Origin of the sequence: Salinivibrio sp. HTSP (genome assembly GCF_003390965.1) — a bacterium.
GTDB lineage: Bacteria > Pseudomonadota > Gammaproteobacteria > Enterobacterales > Vibrionaceae > Salinivibrio > Salinivibrio kushneri.
Genome location: NZ_PXUD01000018.1, coordinates 22,618 through 42,364 on the forward strand (window position 1 = coordinate 22,618; position 19,747 = coordinate 42,364).

At 49.6% G+C, this 19,747-nt stretch carries 13 protein-coding genes; 7 read left to right on the forward strand and 6 right to left on the reverse strand.

The window, feature by feature from the left end:
• Window positions 1–116: 116 nt before the first annotated feature.
• Complete coding sequence (locus C7A19_RS04235) at window positions 117–1,166, reverse strand: hypothetical protein (protein WP_116644264.1); 1,050 nt, start codon at window positions 1,164–1,166, stop codon at window positions 117–119.
• A gap of 332 nt (window positions 1,167–1,498) precedes the next feature.
• On the opposite strand from C7A19_RS04235, the gene C7A19_RS04240 reads away from it, so the two are divergent.
• Complete coding sequence (locus C7A19_RS04240; protein WP_116644265.1) at window positions 1,499–2,269, forward strand: winged helix-turn-helix domain-containing protein; 771 nt, start codon at window positions 1,499–1,501, stop codon at window positions 2,267–2,269.
• A gap of 307 nt (window positions 2,270–2,576) precedes the next feature.
• Window positions 2,577–4,067 (forward strand): aerolysin family beta-barrel pore-forming toxin, encoded by a 1,491-nt coding sequence (locus C7A19_RS04245; RefSeq protein ID WP_116644266.1) that lies wholly within the window; start codon window positions 2,577–2,579, stop codon window positions 4,065–4,067.
• 162 nt (window positions 4,068–4,229) lie between these two features.
• On the opposite strand, the gene C7A19_RS04250 is transcribed toward C7A19_RS04245, so the two are convergent.
• From C7A19_RS04250 to C7A19_RS04265, 4 genes are all read right to left on the reverse strand, one after another.
• Entirely contained in the window at window positions 4,230–4,793 is a 564-nt protein-coding gene (locus C7A19_RS04250) for a sugar O-acetyltransferase (protein ID WP_077522525.1), read from the reverse strand.
• Between the two features lie 210 nt (window positions 4,794–5,003).
• Window positions 5,004–7,463, reverse strand: a complete 2,460-nt coding sequence (locus C7A19_RS04255) for a M9 family metallopeptidase (protein WP_116644267.1) — start codon at window positions 7,461–7,463, stop codon at window positions 5,004–5,006.
• Window positions 7,464–7,584: 121 nt separating this feature from the next.
• Complete coding sequence (locus C7A19_RS04260) at window positions 7,585–9,387, reverse strand: Na/Pi cotransporter family protein (RefSeq protein ID WP_069362809.1); 1,803 nt, start codon at window positions 9,385–9,387, stop codon at window positions 7,585–7,587.
• A gap of 192 nt (window positions 9,388–9,579) precedes the next feature.
• Entirely contained in the window at window positions 9,580–11,586 is a 2,007-nt protein-coding gene (locus C7A19_RS04265) for a M4 family metallopeptidase (RefSeq protein WP_116644268.1), read from the reverse strand.
• A gap of 249 nt (window positions 11,587–11,835) precedes the next feature.
• On the opposite strand from C7A19_RS04265, the gene C7A19_RS04270 reads away from it, so the two are divergent.
• From C7A19_RS04270 to udp, 5 genes are all read left to right on the forward strand, one after another.
• The gene (locus C7A19_RS04270) at window positions 11,836–12,630 is read left to right on the forward strand and encodes a DUF2927 domain-containing protein (RefSeq protein ID WP_162300239.1); all 795 of its coding nucleotides are present in this window, start codon (window positions 11,836–11,838) and stop codon (window positions 12,628–12,630) included.
• A gap of 138 nt (window positions 12,631–12,768) precedes the next feature.
• Window positions 12,769–13,185, forward strand: coding sequence for a CBS domain-containing protein (locus C7A19_RS04275; protein WP_102505862.1), 417 nt, complete (start codon window positions 12,769–12,771; stop codon window positions 13,183–13,185).
• A 480-nt stretch (window positions 13,186–13,665) separates the two neighbouring features.
• Window positions 13,666–14,892: a sodium/glutamate symporter gene (gene gltS / locus C7A19_RS04280; protein WP_069362811.1), complete on the forward strand. Its 1,227-nt coding sequence runs from the start codon at window positions 13,666–13,668 to the stop codon at window positions 14,890–14,892.
• 168 nt (window positions 14,893–15,060) lie between these two features.
• Window positions 15,061–17,367, forward strand: a complete 2,307-nt coding sequence (locus C7A19_RS04285; protein ID WP_116644270.1) for a zinc/cadmium/mercury/lead-transporting ATPase — start codon at window positions 15,061–15,063, stop codon at window positions 17,365–17,367.
• Window positions 17,368–17,594: 227 nt separating this feature from the next.
• Window positions 17,595–18,356: a uridine phosphorylase gene (gene udp / locus C7A19_RS04290; RefSeq protein WP_077607919.1), complete on the forward strand. Its 762-nt coding sequence runs from the start codon at window positions 17,595–17,597 to the stop codon at window positions 18,354–18,356.
• Window positions 18,357–18,459: 103 nt separating this feature from the next.
• On the opposite strand, the gene C7A19_RS04295 is transcribed toward udp, so the two are convergent.
• On the reverse strand, window positions 18,460–19,629 hold the full coding sequence (locus C7A19_RS04295; protein ID WP_069362814.1) for a DUF1887 family CARF protein: 1,170 nt from the start codon (window positions 19,627–19,629) through the stop codon (window positions 18,460–18,462).
• Window positions 19,630–19,747 lie beyond the last annotated feature (118 nt).

Here is a 19,747-nt window from a genome sequence, read left to right on the forward strand (position 1 = left end):
CCTAATTAATGTGTTACAGGCACGGTAGCACAGGAAAGAAAAGCGAATCAGTCGTCCTACTGCCCTTGTATCGATGAAAGGGCAGCTTTGTTAATGACGTCACAGTGTATCCGAAATTATTGTGGAAGAGCATGGACCAGCTCTGACAAGGTGTCACGGTCTGAATCAAGGACAAAGCGGTATTTCTTGCCGAACCAGCCATCTTCGTCAACGGTCTCGACGGCGATACGAGACTGATCGCCGAGCACAAGCTCTGGATCGGTTGCCGTCACCTTCCCCTTGTGCCAAGGGTTAAAGATAGTGAGGTGGCTGTATTTGTCGCCCATCAACAGTGGATAGTGCGAGGGCATAAAACGTCTAACCCCTTTGTGGACATAATCTAACTGGCCGTCGAACTCAATCGCGGTCGAACAGCTATCAAATGCATGGGCATCGGCAGCGCCACAGGCGGAGTGGGCGGCAACCACACCATCATCACTACCTGGAATAAAGGGAGATGTCGCCCCCAAGAAGTCAGAACCATTTCCGACAAAACGAATACGCGGTACGCGATTATCAGGCCACATCGCGAGTTGTCGCGCGTTGGCCACTTTCAAGTCGTTCAGTACGCCGATATTGCCCTTGCTGGGGAGTTGTCCCATCCATAGTGACACGGCTTTTTTCATGGCATGATTGAGCCAGCCGCCGCCTTCGGTAACATTCACCGCGATATTGGCCAACTCAACGCCGCCACCCGCACCGGCGAAGTCAAAGGTACCGACAATATTAAGAGGTTCGAGCCCTGCGTTGGTCAGCCAGTTTTCTTGATTATCTAACAGGTAGCGTGCTACCAAGTCGCCGGTAGAGTGGGTGACTAAAAGGCAGCCGGACAGACAGGTTTCTTGCTCTGAAAGCCTTTTTAATGCAGGCCATAGATAATCTGAGGCAATCTTTCCTTCGATGCGTTCGTGGGCGGGCCAATCGATACGGGCATCAGCATGCTGTAACCAGTAGTTTTGCCAGTAGTCTGAGCCATCCACGGCAACTTGATCATGGTCTGGACGGCTTTGTAGCTGATCGGGTTGAAAACCATGAATTAACACCACGCTGTAAGGACCGATGGCTGAAAAGCTTGCCGTAGACAGCAATAACGAGACGATACAGAGTGCTTTATAAATATATTTCATATTTGTTGCCAACCTGTTTTGAGTAAACACTCAATATTATATAGCGTATTATGCAATAAATGCCATAGTGATAAATTGGTCAATAAAACAGCATTTAAACGTAAAAAGAAAAAAACACGCTATCCACGTCGTTGTTTTGTATAGTAAACAACCGTATTTTGTGTAAACAGGCATCAGCCGGAACAAGCATTAACCTTATATTGTTAAGGGGTAATGTTTTTATAAATAAACGGATTAATCACATCATTTGTTGAAATGTGATCTTGTTTCTAAATAAAACGATGCTTATCGCACTAAATAATTGATTGTTTTATTATTAAAAGAAAAACACTATGATTTATTTCGACAATGTCGCAAGGAAACTTCACAACGGTCACAAGTCAACACGAATTGGATGTCGCGAGACACTTATACTCGAATGCCTTTTAAAACACTCACCTCAGGCGGTGAGCAAGAAGACACTGATTTGTTATGGTTGGGGCAATGAATACATTGGCCAGACATCGTTGGCAAAATCGATCAGTGCACTACGGCGTGCATTGCTTGCAGTCGGTGCGGATGCCTCATTGGTGATCACTGTTCCTAAGTATGGTTATCGGTTAACTGAAGGTATGATCTCCTATCCTCCTGCTGATCTGGTGTGCAGCGATGATGCGTCAGGGCAACACTCGGCATCTTCTAAAGAAACACAACCCGCCCAAACTCAAGTGGTCAGTCAAGGACGACGCAACGCGCCGCTCTACCGGCAGTGTTTGTTAATTGCGATGACATTACTGCTGTGCGTGGCGACAAGCGTGTTCGTGGTTGGAAAAATCAATGGGTGGCGGTGGAGTGATTTGGTTCAGCGAGGAGGATTAAATCAAAAGCGTATTGGGACGCTTTACGTGTTTTACCCGCCTGGCAGTGAACTTGGTTTTTCCATAGAGCAATTTTTGACCCACAGCCAGTGTAACTGCCTTGTTTATACTGAAAAAAAATATAAGTACGCCACTCTTCTTTTTGTTTCAAAGAAGACACACCGAAGCACGTTTATTCGATACTCTCCGCTCAATATTATTCATGCGACACAAAAAATAGATAAATTTCTCCAACAGGAAAAATAGCGGCCTTATTTGAATTAGCGTTAGCTAAATTAAATGGCATGTTTGGATTTTTGCTCTTTAATGGCTCTGAAAATAGAGCCTATACTCTATTTTTTGTCGCTATAACCTCCTCCGATCATTGAATAAATATCACATTGAATATCCCGTATACTTTTGAATTAAACTCGATAAGATTATGAAATTTAAGGGTAATTAAATTCAATGCTTTTCATTATTTTTTATTGATTCGTTATGAAAGGGTAAGGGCTGCGACCACCATGACAGTCGCACAATAACTCGTATTAATGCTTGATAAGGAATACGTTAAATGGCGAATAAAACACATGTAACCGCGCTCACGCTGTCCAGCTTATCAATACTGGTTTATGCAGGGCTCGCGCAGGCAAACATATACCCTGATCAAATTGTGCTCGATACCTTAGGCGAGGATCAATGCCGGGCCAACTATCGGCCATTAACGGCAGACGAGGCGAGTACCCTCCGCCACTTTTTGATGGATCGCATGGGGAAATGGCAAATCGCTGGACTCGAAGGCGATTGGGCGATCATGGGTAGCGGCTATAACGGTGAAATCAAACACTACGGCCAAACGAAAGATACATGGTGTTATCCCATCAATGATGAGGGCGAGATCCCGGATTACGCCGCGCAAAGCGTACCAGAAGGGACTGAGCTCGATGTCCAATATTCACTGGTCAATAACCGCAGTGAATTTGTCAAGCCGCTGAGTTACCTCGCGCATTACCTGGGTTATGCATGGGTAGGTGGTAACCACAGCGATTACGTTGGTGAAGACATGAACGTTTGGCGTTCCGGCGATCAATGGTTGATCCGCGGCAACAATGATGGTGGATGTGATGGCTACCGCTGTGACGATAAAACCACCATCAAAGTGGATAACTTTGCTTACACCTTAAATGACAGCGATTTTTGGCATGGTGATGTGGTCGAGTCTGATCGCCAGTTAGTTAAAACGGTTTCAGCGGTAGCACGTAATAATACCGATGTTGATCAACAGGTTGTCGTTGATCTTAAAGTCGATGAAGCCACCAATTGGGAGAAAACCAACACCTATGGGTTTGCGCAAAAAGTACAGACAGAAAACGAATTTAAGTGGCCATTGGTCGGCGACACCAAACTCACTATTTCATTTGAGGCGAATCAAAGTTTTGCCAACAGCAACGGTGGCTCGAGCAGTGAGCAAGTGACGCTACAAGCGCGTCCATTTGTTCCGGCGAATTCAGAGATCCCTATTCGCGTTGAACTTTATCGATCGAGCATTTCTTATCCGTATCGCTTTGGCGCCGATATTAGTTATGACGTGACGTTTGACGGCTTCTTGCGTTGGAACGGCAACGCATGGCATTCGCACCCTGAAAATCGTCCTACTTCACGACATACCTTTACGATGGGACGCAGCAGTAAGCCTGAGCACGATATTGCTTACCAGTGGCACCACCGCTATATCCCGGGTGAAGTCAAATGGTGGGACTGGAGCTGGGCCATTGAAAAATACGGACTGCAAAGTATGCAGTGGGCGACAGGAAAGAGCTTGCGTCCTTTCTACTCGTATGTGTCTGGCGACTTCTATGCAGAATCTCAATATGCGGGCACCATTGAAGTTGGACAAGCCAAATCGTTTACCTCTCACCACGCTACGCGTAGCAAGCGGTCTGCGCCCCTGATGGCAAGCCATGATCGCGTAAATGGGGTGGAGCTTATTTCTAATTTTGATTCGGATGAGTTGGCCGCGCTCGGATTTGACAATGCTGAGTTGACGATTAAGCCTGCTCAGTAAGGCGAAACAGCAAGCTGTTAGCAAACGTGCCGCACCCAAGAGGTGCGGCTTTTCTTTTCAGATGGCTGTTGGGGGCGTTCGACCTCAAGAACTTGTGTGATAGTTGCAAAACAGTGCGTTCATAGACTAATTCATTGGCGCAATATGACGCGTTGAATTTGCTCACGCCTCTTGCTTGCTGCTCAGTGCTTTGAGGTGGCGAGCAGGTGTCCCTCCGTACAGACTGTCAGGCGGCACGTCGTGCTTAACCACCGAGTTGGCGGCGATGACGCTGCGTGCCCCGATCGTGACGCCCTGACAGATAACCACATTGCCGCCAATCCACACATCGTCTTCCACCACGATGGGTTTACACCAAGTCTCCCACGCGCGCCGGCTTTGATAATCGAGAGAGTGGGTAGGGGTGTAAAACTGGGTATTGGGGCCAATCAGCACATGGTGACCAATCGTGATCGGAGCGCCATCGAGCATAGTGACATTCATATTGATTAAGGTATTGCTGCCAACCCGAATGGTTTCACCAAACTCACAATGGAACGGCGGTTGGATCACCGAACCTTCGCCGATAGCACTCAGTAACTCGCGCAGCAGTTGCTGCCTTGTCGTCGCCTCTATTGTTTGATTGAATGCCAGTAAGGTTCGTGTGGCATGGTCTCGCCTGATATCAATAGAGCCATCACTGTCATCGAAGACAAGTCCTTGGCACATCTTTTCCCATTCGGTCATGGTTTCTCCTTATTAATCGTGAACAGTGATACAAGGCCAGCCATCGCGGCATTATCTCAGTTTGTGGGAGCGTGAAAACAGAAATCATTCCTTAAGCGTTTTTCCTCTTTCTATTATTTTCCTCCTCCTATGGAAATCGAACAAAAAAGCGCCACTCGGCGGTGGCGCTTGGTAGCATTTTCTTAGCGCTTAGCGCTTAGCGCTTAGCGATCAGCGAAAGTAAACACGCACATCGGTTTGGCTTCGGCTTCCATCACCGGCGAGTAGCAAATGCAGGCGCTGTCGGTCATTTAAATCGACTTCAATGTACTGGTTGCTGCCCGGCACGTCTGAAACGGCTTGATTTTGCGCTTGCGTTGGCCAGTAATCCTCGGCGGCGAATACGCTCAGGTTTCCGGCGTCACCATCCGCCATGACCCACACTTGCGCTTTGGTTGCGCCTTCTGGCACATCGGCATATAGGTAGCGACGTTGATAAACGCTAATACTGTTGGGGCTGGCGACGTTAAGTTGCATCGGGCGCAAGTCATCGGTGCCAGCTGGCGTTTCAGGCTGTGGTTCTGGCGTTGGCTCGGGTTGTACTTGGCCTTCCGCATTCACTTTGAGGGTGACATCGGTAAAGTCACCGCGCCCGGTGACACTTAAGGTATAGCGGCCTGGCTCTACATCGTTAAGGGTCACGGTTTCATTACTTGTCTGGTTCCACTCGGTGGCATCAAAATCGTAATAGTGCGCTTGACGATCTTTCGCCACGTAGAGATCGGCATTGCCCTGTCCTTCAATGCTAAATGTCAGCGCGCTAGCAGGTTGGGTAAGGTCAATTTGATACAGGTGCTCACTGTAGGCTTGTCCACTAATGGTAACGGTTTGACCTAGAGACAGGGTTGTGACGTCTGGATGTTCTGGTTCTGGTTCTGGTTCCGGCTCTGGCTCGGGATCAGGATCTGGATGAGGCGGCTCGCCGCTATCTGAACTATCCAGCGTGGTCAGCCATTGTGAAAATGCGGGACCATACTGTTCACCATAATCCTTTACCAAGCTCGACCATTTTTCAAAGTGTCCAGCTCGGCCGGCTGCGAGCAACGCATTGACAGCTTCTGGGTGCTTTTCAAACAAGAAGCGTACCGCCAAATATCCCCAGCGATAAACGCGGTTCACATCGTGCTGATAGGTGGTGGCAAATACGTCACTGAGTGAATAGCCGCCTTCTTTGCCCAAGCGTATGGCGTCGGCATAGTCATCGCCATGGGCCATGTATTCAGCAAAGCCTTCTAGCCACCATACGGTGTGGCCGTGGCGAAGTACGTCGTTAAAGTCGCCATACATATTAAAGCGCCCATCGAGATAATGAACGTACTCGTGCTCGAGGTTCCAAATTGAAAGCGATTGGCCATTATCATTGCGGTAAGCGATAAAACGGGCTTGGTTGTCTGGATCGGCAGGATTTCCTTCTAGGTATTGGCCGCCATTATCGGTCGAGTTACCAAACAAAAAGGCTGAATAGGTTTTGTAGTCCGATGGGTTATCAAACACCACGACTTCAACGCTGTCGTTCAGATCGTCGGCGACCGCTTGATAACCTGAGTTCACGGTTTGATGAAAGGCCACTTCTTTATCGTGCAGGCTTTCACATGCCTGCTGCGATTGCGCTTGTGTCATGCTTTGTGAACGAATAATGGCCGGGCCGTCACATTGATGGCGATAAGGCACCACTTTGGCTTCCAGTGTTGCTTTGGCATCAGACAAACCTAATTCCGTCACCTTGTCGGGGGCGTAAGCATCCACCATTTCTGCCATGCCCACCCATACGGCGTCGTTTTTGCCGCCTAGCGGGAAACGCGGTAATAGATCACGATAATGGCTAATCACACGATCTCGCACGCTGGCTTGGGGGGCCATCAATAGCCGTCCCATTTCGCGGACAGTGTTTGATACCAATAACGCCCCATGGTCGCTATTGGATAGCTGAGGATGATTGACAACGAACTGATAAAGGCGGTCAATCAAGGAGAGATCGGCGGCGAGCACATCGTAAAAGGCTTGACGAGACTGGTGACCTGCCATGGCACGGAAAAGGTTGTTGAGCGCATCGGCGTAACGGCGGTCGTCTAGGCGGTCTGGGTTGAGGTTTTCCAGCAGTTGAATTTGTAGGTCCAAAGTTTGCGGCAAGCGCTTGATGCTATCGGCCATCAGCGTTAAGCCATGCAAGGCATCAGTTTGGGCGCGACCTTTTGCCGTGGCGTAAGGCGAGCGTAAAAATGCATTGATGGTATCCGCGAGGCGATCGTCTAGCGCATCAGAAAAATCAGCGTTCGCTTTGTCACCGTAGAAGCGTACATAGTAGGCCGCGCGCACGTACTCGGCTAAATTAGCAATTTGGCGAGCTTGGCTGTCATCACCCTGATAATGGGTAATGGTCTGCGATAAACGCTGTGCCACTTTACTCACAAAGGCTTCTTGGTAGAGATTGTTATATCGAATAGACGCGGTGTCATACCAGCTAGTAAAGCAACCGCGTTCCGCATCCATAATCGCTTGGATCGGCGTGTTGTTGGCCGCCAAATCGGCAATATCACATTGAGCGCTAGCCCATGCACTGGTGCTGCTAAAGGCGGCAAGCGCAATGAGTGCCGATAGCGGTTTGGGTCGGGAAGGAAATAGTGTATACATTTCAAGCTCCTAGATGTTTTTAGGCGGAGCCGTTATAACTATTTTCCCGACACTATGGGCTTAATAAGCCTAAAAATTAGGGCTTGGTTCCGTTTTCTCTTAAAAATTTGCCAGTAATGTATCATTGCGAGTCTTTTTCGCGCAGGTGTAATTTGGCGATACGTTTTGTCACTGTATACACACGTTTCAAAGACTCAGTCCACTCCATCTCAATGCTGAATAGCTGTAGACGGTTGGCATCATGCTCGATCAAGCGCTCGGCTTGGTGAGCCAACACTTTATCTAATAGGGCGTTGAGCGCACGTTTGGTGTGCAGTACTTGTTTCGCGCGGTTATTATCGCCACGCCGAATGGCATTCACACTATCTAGCAGTGCGTGAGTGACTTTATCTTGAATCGTATCAAGGGTCTCCCGCATCTCATCGCTGATATCGATCTCGGCATGCAGTGATTTATCCATGATAGGAACCAAAGTGTCCTCAATCAGGTCAGCAATGCTCTCGAGTTTATCAGTAATGCTAATCAGGGTGATCTGTCGGTCACTCTGTGCTTGTGTGAGTGGCTCTTTACGCAATCGACCGAGATAAAAAAGCACATGTCCGTGCAAAATATCGACTTGATGCTCAAGCTCGTCGATTTTTTCTAATGCATGAGTCGCCGCATCTCGCTCTTGCTGGGAGGCTAATTGAGAAGTGAGAGGGGGGAGCGTATTCATCATATTGCAAACCCGGCGTCCGATGCGGCCAATTTCGAGCTGGGCTTGATCCATGGCGATATCGGGTGTCATCAGCAGCTCTTTAGAGAGATATTTGGGTGAAACACTCGGACGTTCACTTGGGACAGGCTTAGGTTTTTTGGGGATGATTTTCTTGGCGAGCCAAACAAACCCGCCGACAAACGGCAACATGACCAATGTATTGACGACGTTGAATAGGGTGTTGGCATTGGCAATTTGGCGAGGCAATTCTGCGCCTAAGCGCTCAACCCCCGTGAGGTCAGGATGACTTGGCGACAGTGCGACGCTCCAATCACTCAACACACTGATCAATGGAAGCCATACCAACACCCCGATAATGTTAAACAGAATATGTACGCTGGCGGTTTGTTTAGCCTCTCGCGATTTCCCAATCGCGGCGAGGAGAGCGGTCACACAGGTGCCGACGTTGGCACCCATCGCTAATGCGATCCCGCCCTCAAGGGAGATAAAGCCTTGCCCCGCGAGGACGATGACAATCCCGGTTGTGGCAGATGAAGACTGCACTAGCGCGGTAAACAGGGCCGCCAGTAGAATGGCAAAAAAAGGATTGTGCATTTTCGCCATGGTATCAATAAACGGCTGATAATCGCGCAGCGGTGACATTGCCTCACTCATCACGTTCATCCCCGTAAAGATCAATCCCAACCCGAATAGCATTTTACCGTATTGCTTGGTTTTATCGGCCTTGGCGGTAAATTGAATAAAAAAGCCGACGGCAACCATCAGATAGGCGGCTTGAGTGATTTTAAAGGCGACAATTTGGGCGGTAATGGTTGTCCCGATGTTGGCACCCATGATCACGCCTGTTGCTTGCGCGAGCGACATTAACCCCGCAGAAATAAACCCGATGAGCAGCACAGTCGTGACAGAGGAAGACTGAATGGTTGCGGTCACCCCGGCCCCTGTGAAGACACCGGCGACTCGGTTAGTGGTGAGTTTGGCTAACAAGGCTTTAAGTCGGCTTCCAGCGGCGTTTTTTAGTGCTTTGGACATTTTATCCATGCCGTATAAAAACAGCGCCAGGCCACCGAGCAGCCCCATTAACATTGTGAGGGTATGGAGCGAAGACGCGTCCGTGTTCGCTGCCCATGTGAGGGAGGGCAGCAAAAATAAGAGGGTGGCCAAAAAGCGCCACTGCCAAGTATGACTCAACGCGGTTAGTCGCATTTATCGCCTCTACGTTGCTAGATTATGACCAATAATCATTAACATAGATGCAATAAAACTGTAATGCGAGTGGCGCAGTGACGTTAGGTGAGGCATTGACGGGAAGAATCGCTAGGGGATCACACTCTTAGAGTAACGTGAGACGGTGTTAACTCAAATAAAGCGGCCGACAAAAGGTCGGCCGCAGAGCACTTAGCTTTGGCAGCTGCCTTGATACTGCCAAACCCATTGGTTAGTGAAAGGGTCTATGCCCCAGTTGTCTTGCGTGGCCTGGAATAGATGCCCTTGATACTGAACGGTGACGCCTGCTGGATAATAGTTGTATCCACCCCAAGTCGGCATATTGGTACAGCGGTTGGTCTCAACCCCGCGATCGTCAAGGCGTGCTAATACGTTGGTCGCATAGTCACGCGCCCCCACCACCGTGACGTGCAGATCCATGCCCTGAATTTGGCTAAAGCCACAGTACTCTTCGTTGCCTGCATTGGTTGAGGCGCAATCGTTGTCATTGACAGTTGCAGGGCGACCTACCGCGGCATATAAGTCTACTTCGCCGTGACCACGATAGGTTTGTAGCCAAACGGTGCCGCGAGGCGCATTTTTTACCACGAACTGGTAACCAGCGCCCGCACGCCCTTGGATTTGCACCGGCTGATCGAGCGTCAGCGGCAAAATCTCTGGTTCAGGTTGTGGCTCTGGGTCTGGCTTAGGGTTTCCTTCCGTCCCTTGGCAGCCCTGAGTTTGAATGCCCACTTCGGCAAAGGCTTGGCTTACTGCTCCGGCTGGGTAGTTAAGGTCTTTAGCGGCTTCGCAAACCCCATTCGCACCTTGTTGGAAACTGGAATTCGGACGCCAATAAAGCTGATTCGCTGTCGCAAATGCTTTAAAGGCCTTTTTGATATTCCATTGGTCGCTGGTGGCGAGATGGTAAAACGCTTTGTTATAAATCCCCGAGCTTAAGTGGACATCGATGCCAGAGTAATAGCGGTCGACATGACCAATGGAGCGTCCATCTTGGCTTGGGTTGATGAAATAACGCATGGCTTCGCTATGTTTCATCACGTCTTCACCCATTTTCCAGTTAAACTCACCAAACACGTACTGTCCCAGAGCCGCTGCGGCGACATCCGAGAATGATTCATTCATCCCACCGGACATACCACGGTACTCAAGTCCTGAGTTTTGCTCGGTAAAACCATGACTCACCTCGTGAGCAATGACATCCCACGTGGTGAGGGGATACATGCTGCGATTACCGTCACCAAAGGTCATTTGCCGGCCATCCCAAAAGGCATTGCCGTAACCTTGACCGTAGTGGACGCGCATGGTGAGTTTCTGTTGAATCGGACGTACACCGAGCCAGTCTTGGTACATATCAAATACTTTCTGACCAAAAAACTGCGCATCATTCATCGGGGCATAGGCGCCGTTGACTTGGCGATAGGTGTTTTGTGGGCAATTAAACTGATGAACCTCTCCGCCCCATTCACGGTTATTCATATTAATGGTTTTCACGTCGGGGCTGTCCATTTGGCAGCGACTATTCACCTGAAATCCACCGAGTTGCGTGCTCGGGCCAAAGTTAAACCGGCCACTTTTTTGGTTCCCTCCTGGGCCACCCGCCTCTAGGTGCGCGATGCCGTCCCAGCTGTCGAGAATATCGCCAGACTTCGCATCAATAATTTTGATCGGACGCGACGGGTGACCATCGTCGCTGGCGAGGTAGTCGACTTTGTAGACCAGGCGGGCTGTTTGTTGTTTATCCAGCCAGACCAAAAGCTCTGTGTTTGCATCCGCTTGGTGAAAATGCTGACTGCCTTGGTGAGTCTGGCCTTGTGCAATCGCGATAGCCTGCTGTTGATTAATCATGGGGAGTGTGCCACCGATATCTTGTTCGATATCAGTAACAACGTCACCTTTAACGCTGGGCGCAAAGCCGCGTGCGGCGGTATTTTCAACCACCGAATAACCGTAAACAGGCACACCATGATGTAGCTGCTGCTTGCGCACCAAGGCTTTATTACCCACTTGTAGGCGTGACTTTTCACGAAAGCTTAATGCTGGCGATGAGCCCACCATCGCGCGAGGTTGATCATCATTTAATGCCGCGCTCAAATCTAAGCTTGAGGCGTCGACCACATTGGCAGCCTGAGCAGGTATCGCTAATGGAAGGGTTAAAGCGAGTAGCGTTTTACGCATAGTGTCCTCCTGATACTACAACGAGTTAAAAATCCTTGGTTACTATCCATCGAGTGCGTCTCAAGTGGGTTTTTGAGCGGTGATAATGAGGATTTGGTTCAAAAAGTGTCTAGAAAAATGGAACTGATGTTAGATTTTCACGTTATGTGCACAAAATAAAAGACAGCGCTGGCGTGTGTTAAAAAATGATTTAAGCGTCGTAATTTCGTGGCTATGCTAGCTAGGGGATTCGATATTGGGAGTAATGCTGTGAGTCACTCATACTCGCGCCTTTTACTGCGGGCAATATTATTAGGCTTTTGCCTAACCGTGACGCCTGTGATGGCAAACCAACAGCCTTGGCAGTCGCCTGATTATATTGTTGAGGCATTTTATCGTATCGCATTTCAGAGCGAGTATGTGCAAGGTGAACAAGGCGTCCGCAAGTGGGATGGACCGATCCGCTATCATGTGGCGCATCCGATCAGTGCGAGCCAGTTACACGACGATCTTGTCACATATCATATTGCACATCTTGAGACGCTAACCGGGATCGACTTTATTCCAACGCCGACTCCGCAGCGTGCCAATCTAACGATTATGTTCACCAATCATGAACGTTTTTTAGATGATGCGCGCAAACAGTTTAACAATGCCGATGTCTCACCATTAAATGATGCCGTGTGTGCGGCTAACTTTCGAATCAATCAAGATGGCGCGATTCATCATGCAGCGGTCGTTATTCCCGTTGATTTGGCGCGTTCTAAAGGGAAGCTCGTGGCCTGCGTGGTGGAAGAGTTGACACAAATTATGGGGCTGCCCAATGACGATGACCGGGTTTTCCCATCGATTTTTAATGACCGCACGCCACAACAGCTTTTGACTGGGCTAGATGGCTTATTGCTCAGGCTGTTATACCTCGACGAAATAGAAGCCGGGCAAGATTGGCAGACGGCACAGACCATCATTCAGCCAGTCGTTGAACAGTGGGCAAGTGACGGCACCATCGACAATGCACACCGCAGTGTCAAAACCGGTGAGCTTTATCGTTTACTGGGCTGGTAGCCGAGCGATTAACGCCATTCGTTTTCCATTGATTTGCTCAATAACACAAATTGTTTAAAGTGATTTAGACATTTCGCCATCTTCGACAACACTTAAAGGACAGGACAGCAAATTGTCATGACGGTCAAGGGAGGCGACATGGAGTCGATCACTGTTAAAGATTATATGAACAAACGTCCGGTAACCTTTTCACCGGATATGCCGCTTTCTAGTGCACTGGAAAAACTGCTTCGTAGTCAGCAAACGGGTGGGCCTGTGATAGATGCCAACAAGCGGTTGGTCGGGTTTATCTCCGAGCAAGATATGCTGCAGCAGCTGCTACGTGACAGCTATCATTGCCAAGATTCACACGCCGTGGCGGATTGTATGACCAGCAACGCGTTGGCGGTTGAATCCGAGGACAGTATTATCAAGCTTGCGGAAATGATGGCGCCCACCAAGCCTAAACTGTACCCGGTGGTCGACGAGGGCAAATTGGTGGGTATTATCACCCGTCGAGATGTCTTAAAAGCGATCAGTATGCAAATGGGTGAATGTCTGACCCATCCTGTTTGAGGTTTTTCATTACGCGCACCTTACTATTTGGGTAAGGGGCGCTTTTTTGCTATCGCCACCAAGATGGCATCGCCTTTCTTGTTTCCCCTCCCAGACTGACGGCTGTCCTTCCGCGCGTTGTGGCTGATTGCGTACAAAGATTGAACGAATTGTGGTTATTTTGCATTCAGTATTGTGTGCTAGTCAATCAATTTTAATCCTGCTTATTTAAGTAGTTAATTGCCATGGGGTAACATATAGTTCGATTATTAGTGCTTGTTTTGCGTTTTTCTGCTATTGTGTCGCCCGTTGGTAGCGGGCAGTTATCGCGAGGTTGAGGCGTACAAAAGCCCAAGCGCGGCAGCAAAACGATAAGCAGGATGCTGGAGTATCGTGACGTGTGGCTAACCCGTATTGACGTCAATGTGAATGTAAATGAGGTAACACAAAGGTCAAATTAAACAATCAGGGAGGATGAGGTGAGAGAAACAAAGAGGTTATATGTATCAACTCAATTCAATTGGTGCGCTAGAATCATTCCTGATTGCCATCGGTGTCCTTTTTTTAGGCCATTTTGTTAATTCAAAAACGCCCGCATTAAGAAAATTTAATATCCCAGAGCCGATTGTGGGCGGGTTAATTATTGCGTGTGTTATTTCTATATTACACTACAACGGTATTGATTTTAAATTTAGCTTACCGTTAAAAGATACGTTTATGCTGATGTTTTTTGCGACCGTTGGTCTGGCAGCAAATTATAAACAGTTAGTAAAAGGCGGCTTAAAGGTATTTTGGTTTCTTGCCATCGCTTCTGTGTACATCATTATACAAAACGCTATTGGTGTCAGTTTTGCGTCGATGCTTGGTTTAGATCCATTGATGGGGCTGGTCGCTGGATCGATTACCCTGTCTGGCGGGCACGGAACCGGCGCGGCTTGGGCCCAGATCTTGACCGATGAGTATGGTATTCAAAGTACCTTGGAAATTGCAATGGCGTCGGCAACACTCGGTCTGGTGATTGGTGGTATTATTGGTAGCCCAGTTGCCCAGCGTTTGATTAATAAACATCAGCTTGAGTCTGAATATGGGCGTGGCACCACAACACACGAAAAATATCCCGAACTTGTCACGTACAATGAAAATGAAGAAGATAAAGTGACAGCGAAGAAAGTCATTGAAGTCTTATTTATTTTATTGCTGTGTATTACGGGGGCTCGCCATTTATCTGAGTGGGTAAGCGGGTTTAATATTGAATGGCTAATGGTGCCTGACTTTGTTTATGCTCTCTTCTTGGGTGTAATAGTCACCAATACGCTTGAGGTTTTTAAACTCAGAAAGCTAGAGTCAGAAACCGTGGATATGGTAGGGACTGTCTCTTTGTCATTATTTCTAGCGATGGCGCTAATGACGTTGAAGCTATGGAACATTCTCGATTTAGCGGTCCCATTTTTAATTATTCTGGCGATTCAATCGGTGGTTATCGGCTTATTTAGTTACTACGTCACGTTCAAGTTGATGGGGAGTAATTATACAGGGGCCGTGATTGCTGGTGGACATTGTGGTTTTGGCCTCGGCGCCACCCCGACCGCGGTGATGAATATGGGCTCAATCGTGAATCGTTTCGGCCCCGCGCCTCAAGCCTTTATGGTGGTGCCGATTGTGGGGGCTTTCTTTATCGATATCGTCAACCTGCTAATTTTACAGGGCTATATTTTTATTATCCAATAGGATCATTGCGCTCAGCTATCATTGCTGGGCGCACCTTTTTCCCTGCTGTTGTGCAGCGTTTGGCAAATTCAATGAGCGTTGTTTTCATAAGCGCTTGACTCTGGAGTGGGCTCCAACCCTTATACTGACCACAAGATAATGACACAACGACCAAAGAAGGAGTCGATTATGTGTAAGCATTGTGGACATCACCACTGTCATCAACCGCATCACCAAACGGTGTCTCCGTCTACGCAAACGGTAACGAATACCTGCCAAGCGTCGAGCTGCTGTTCCAGTCACCAAGAGGGTGAGGGTAGCGCGGGCGATGATGACCCCGACAGGCGACAAACCTCGTGTCACCATACCTGCCAGAGTTCGCCCTCGGCGTCATCTCCTCAGTTATCCTCCATCACCCATGAGTGGGTGGTTACTGGCATGGATTGCCCAAGCTGTGCCGCTAAACTTGAAAAAGCAATTCATGCCACGCCGGGTGTAGAGAGCGCACAAGTATTATTTGCGACCGAAAAACTACGAGTCGCTTTGACTCACGATGCCTCAACGGAGACGCAATCTGCCATTGAGCAAGCGGCTAAAAAAGCCGGTTTTCCGCTCGTCACCTTGGATCAAACCGCCACTGCGCCTTCTGGCTGGCAAAAATGGCGTGATGACGCCCTGCTGTTTGGTTTAATTGGCATTATGCTGGTCGCTTGGGGGCTGCATTATTGGTCGGCTTCTTTATCCGATTGGCTGTTTACTGCGGCGACTGTCATTGGCCTCGCTCCTATTGTGCTTAAAGCGGGTCGATTGGCGCGCCAAGGATCGCCGTTTTCGATAGAAACCTTAATGAGTATTGCGGCCATCGGTGCGTTATATCTTGGAGAGACCACCGAAGCGGCAATGGTATTGGTGTTGTTTCTGATTGGCGAGCGATTAGAAGGGTATGCGTCCACGCGCGCCCGCGATGGCATTCAGTCGCTGATGGCATTGGTGCCAGAAACTGTGACGCGAATTGATAGCGACGGTTCACGTGAGACCGTGGCGGCCAGTGATCTACAGCCAGGTGACCGGATTGAAATTAGTGCTGGTGAGCGACTCCCCGCGGATGGGCAGCTAATGGACGCTGCGGCGAGCTTTGATCAGAGTGCACTGACAGGCGAACCAATCCCCGTCGATATCGAAGCGGGTGATACCGTGATGGCGGGCAGCCTTGCAACCGATAAAACCGTACAGCTGACCGTGACATCCGCACAGGGCGAAAATGCCATTGACCGTATTTTGCGCCTTATTGAGCAGGCCGAGTCGAAAAAAGCGCCGATAGAACGGTTTATCGATAAATTCAGCCGCTGGTACACGCCAGCAATGATTGGGCTCGCCGCGCTAGTTGTGGTGATTCCACCCCTGTTCTTTGCCGCCAGCTGGCAAGAGTGGTTATATCGAGGCTTAGCACTGTTATTGATCGCCTGTCCATGTGCGCTCGTGATTTCGACACCTGCGGCGATTACCTCTGGGCTCGCCACCGCGGCACGTCGCGGGGCATTGATCAAAGGTGGGGCAGCACTGGAAACACTGGCGAGCGTCAATGCCGTCTCTTTAGATAAAACCGGCACGCTCACTGAGGGTAAACCCATGGTGACCGATGTGCGCGCGTGGCAGGGTGAGGAAACGGCGCTACTGCAAGCGGCGACCGCCATCGAGCGTGGTAGCCATCACCCATTGGCAAAATCCTTGGTCTTGTATAGCGCCGAGCGTGGCACCTCGGTGCCGGATGCCTCGCATATCCAGGCGAATGCCGGTCGCGGTGTGCAAGGCGTGGTTGAGGGACAAGCCGTCCGGCTGGTTGCGTTAGACAAGGTGGGTGAGTCGACGTTAAATCATGCGCAATATCAAGAGGCCAAATCGGTGGCCGAGCGCGGGGTGACGGTTGCGGTTGTGCTGATTGACGAGCAACCACAAGGGATGGTCGGCTGGCGAGATACACTGCGACAGGATGCGCGAGAAGCCATCGAGCAATTGCGTGCGATGGGTATTCAGCCTGTGATGCTGACGGGTGATAACCCGACCTCAGCTGCTGAAATTGCCCGCGAACTAGGTATTGATTACCGCGCGGGACTATTGCCGGAGAATAAGGTTGAGGCGGTAGAAACGCTGGCGGAGCAATACCGCATCGCAATGGTTGGCGATGGCATCAATGATGCACCGGCCATGAAAGCATCGCACGTCGGGGTGGCAATGGGAAGTGGTACCGATGTGGCGTTAGAAACGGCCGAGGCGGCATTGAGTCATAACCGGCTGGTCGAGTTACCCAGAGTCCTGCAACTGGCGCGCGCGACCCAAGCGAATGTGCGGCAAAACATCACCATTGCATTAGGGCTTAAAGGGGTGTTTTTAGTGACCAGTGTACTCGGTATCACAGGACTTTGGGTCGCGGTGCTGGCTGACAGCGGTGCTACCGCGCTGGTCACGCTGAATGCGCTACGTTTACTTCGTGACTAGCGCTGAAAAACAGGGCAAAGGCTGTCTGCTTTTGCCTTTATAAAGTGATAACGATCTCTAAATTCTGAAATCTGTAATGTCCAATATAGTAATAGGTCGATGATGGTCACACAAAAGGTGGCAAATTTGGGTATCCTAAACGCATAACCAATAACGAGTTCGGGCCTCATCAGCAAGGCCCACATTAATTCTAATGCGGATAAATGCATCCAGCGAGGAGACGAATGATGTCTGATACCCCTGTATTTCACCTTGGCGTAACAAAAGCGGATCTTCAAGGCGCAACCACAGCGATTATTCCTGGCGACCCGGCGCGCGTTGAAAAAATTGCTAACTTGATGGAAAACCCAACTTTTCTCGCCTCGCAGCGTGAATATACCTTGTATCTTGGTTGGCTCGATGGCAAGTCAGTGGTGGTTTGTTCAACAGGTATCGGTGGCCCATCGACCTCTATCGCGGTTGAAGAGTTGGCACAACTTGGTGTTGGCACCTTCTTGCGTGTAGGCACCACCGGGGCTATTCAGCCGGACATTAATGTCGGCGATATGATTGTCACCACTGGCTCTGTGCGCCTTGACGGCGCAAGCAGCCACTTTGCGCCAATGGAATTCCCAGCGGTGGCCGATTTTGACGTTGCCACGGCCATGAAAGCCGCCGTTGATGACGACGGCGCCACGGTTCACACTGGCGTGACAGCATCCAGTGATACCTTCTATCCAGGTCAAGAGCGTTACGATACCTTTAGCGGCCGTGTAGTGCGTCGCTTCCAGGGTTCAATGCAAGAATGGCAAGACATGGGCGTGCTGAACTTTGAGATGGAATCAGCCACCTTGCTGACCATGTGTGCTAGCTCTGGCTTGCGTGCAGGTTGTGTGGCCGGTGTGATTATCAACCGTACACAAAAAGAGACCCCAGATCACGCGACCTTGAAAGAGACGGAAGCGCGCTCAATTAAAGTGGTGGTTGAGGCAGCACGTAAGCTCCTGTAAACAAGCGAGACATCGTTATCCTACTAAAACGCGGAGCCCGAGGGCACCGCGTTTTTTATTGTCGACCGTTTAGCGAACCTGTCCTATTGCTTCGCACAAGCGATTAACTTGTTCTTACCTCAATCGTACCGCCTGCTGCGATAAACCAGTCATAAAGATGGGTACGCAGGTTGGCGAGTTGGTCGGGGCCAATCAGAGCCAAGCCTAAATCGGTGGCACGGGTAATATCGTGATGTCTTAACGGACGGAAGCTCACCAACATCGCGCGCGCTTGCAATCCTCCGAGTAAATCACGCAAGGACTCTAGCTTGTATAGGGTATCGTCGCCATCACTGGACATGCCTTTGGTTTTGCATTCAATAATATGCAGCTTGTTATTCACCACCATGGCGACATCTAACTCATTGCGCACCTCGCGCTCACCGATTTGGCGATAAACCTGCAAGGAAAGTGCACTGTCTTGGATGGTGGGAAGCTCTTGTTGGATGGAGGTGACAGTATGGTGCACGTAGCTTTCTAACCACTCGCCATTGGCAAAACGTCGCGCTTCTTCACAGCTAAATGTCAGCACCCCTTGCTTGTAACTGGCTAAGCCAGCATCAGAGAGATCGTCGAGTAGAATACCAAGCTCACGATAACCTTGCTGTTTTTCACTGAGCGCGACGTCTAAACGCTGCTCTTTACGACAGGTGGTTGCGAGGTAGTTCAACGTGGCTAGGCCTGGACCTAGCTCATAGGCATTACTGGCCCACTTTTCTCCCAGCCGATAAATGTCATTGGTTAAACACCCTGTGACTTGGTCATCTTGGTGCTCACAGCGCGCACCGAAAATCGTTAGATACTCAGTGAGACTAATATGATCTTCCACTTGTTGCTGGGGTAGGCCGTCAGGGTACAGCCAACAAAGCTCGTCGCTATAGGGCTCAATCACATAGCTGGGCCACTGATAGGTACGAAATACTTCATAGGCGGAGAGTAATTGGTGGCGCAGGCCACAGCTCGCATTAAAAAGGATGTCTTCAGAAGAGTGACTGAGCTGCTCGGCAAGACGTTTTACCTGACTTTTCACCTCGCGGATATTGATATCATCCGAGATTTCAAAAAACTCGGTTTCAATCCCCTTGGGCGCCAGCACACGCGTTAAACGCTCAAATTCCAGATCTTGCTCCAGCGTGCCAATGAGTATCAGCTTACTGACAGGCAATTGCTGATGCAAAACAGGGGTAACGAGACGGACAGGGTCAGAGTCGATGATTCCTACATGAATAGCCATAATTGCTCCAGGCGGGCTATGAGGCGGCATAAGGCCGCTTAATTATCGGTATAGTTGCCAGCCTCAACAGGTGGCGTAACTATTAATATCCGGCCTCGCGGTCAGGCTTTCAACCACT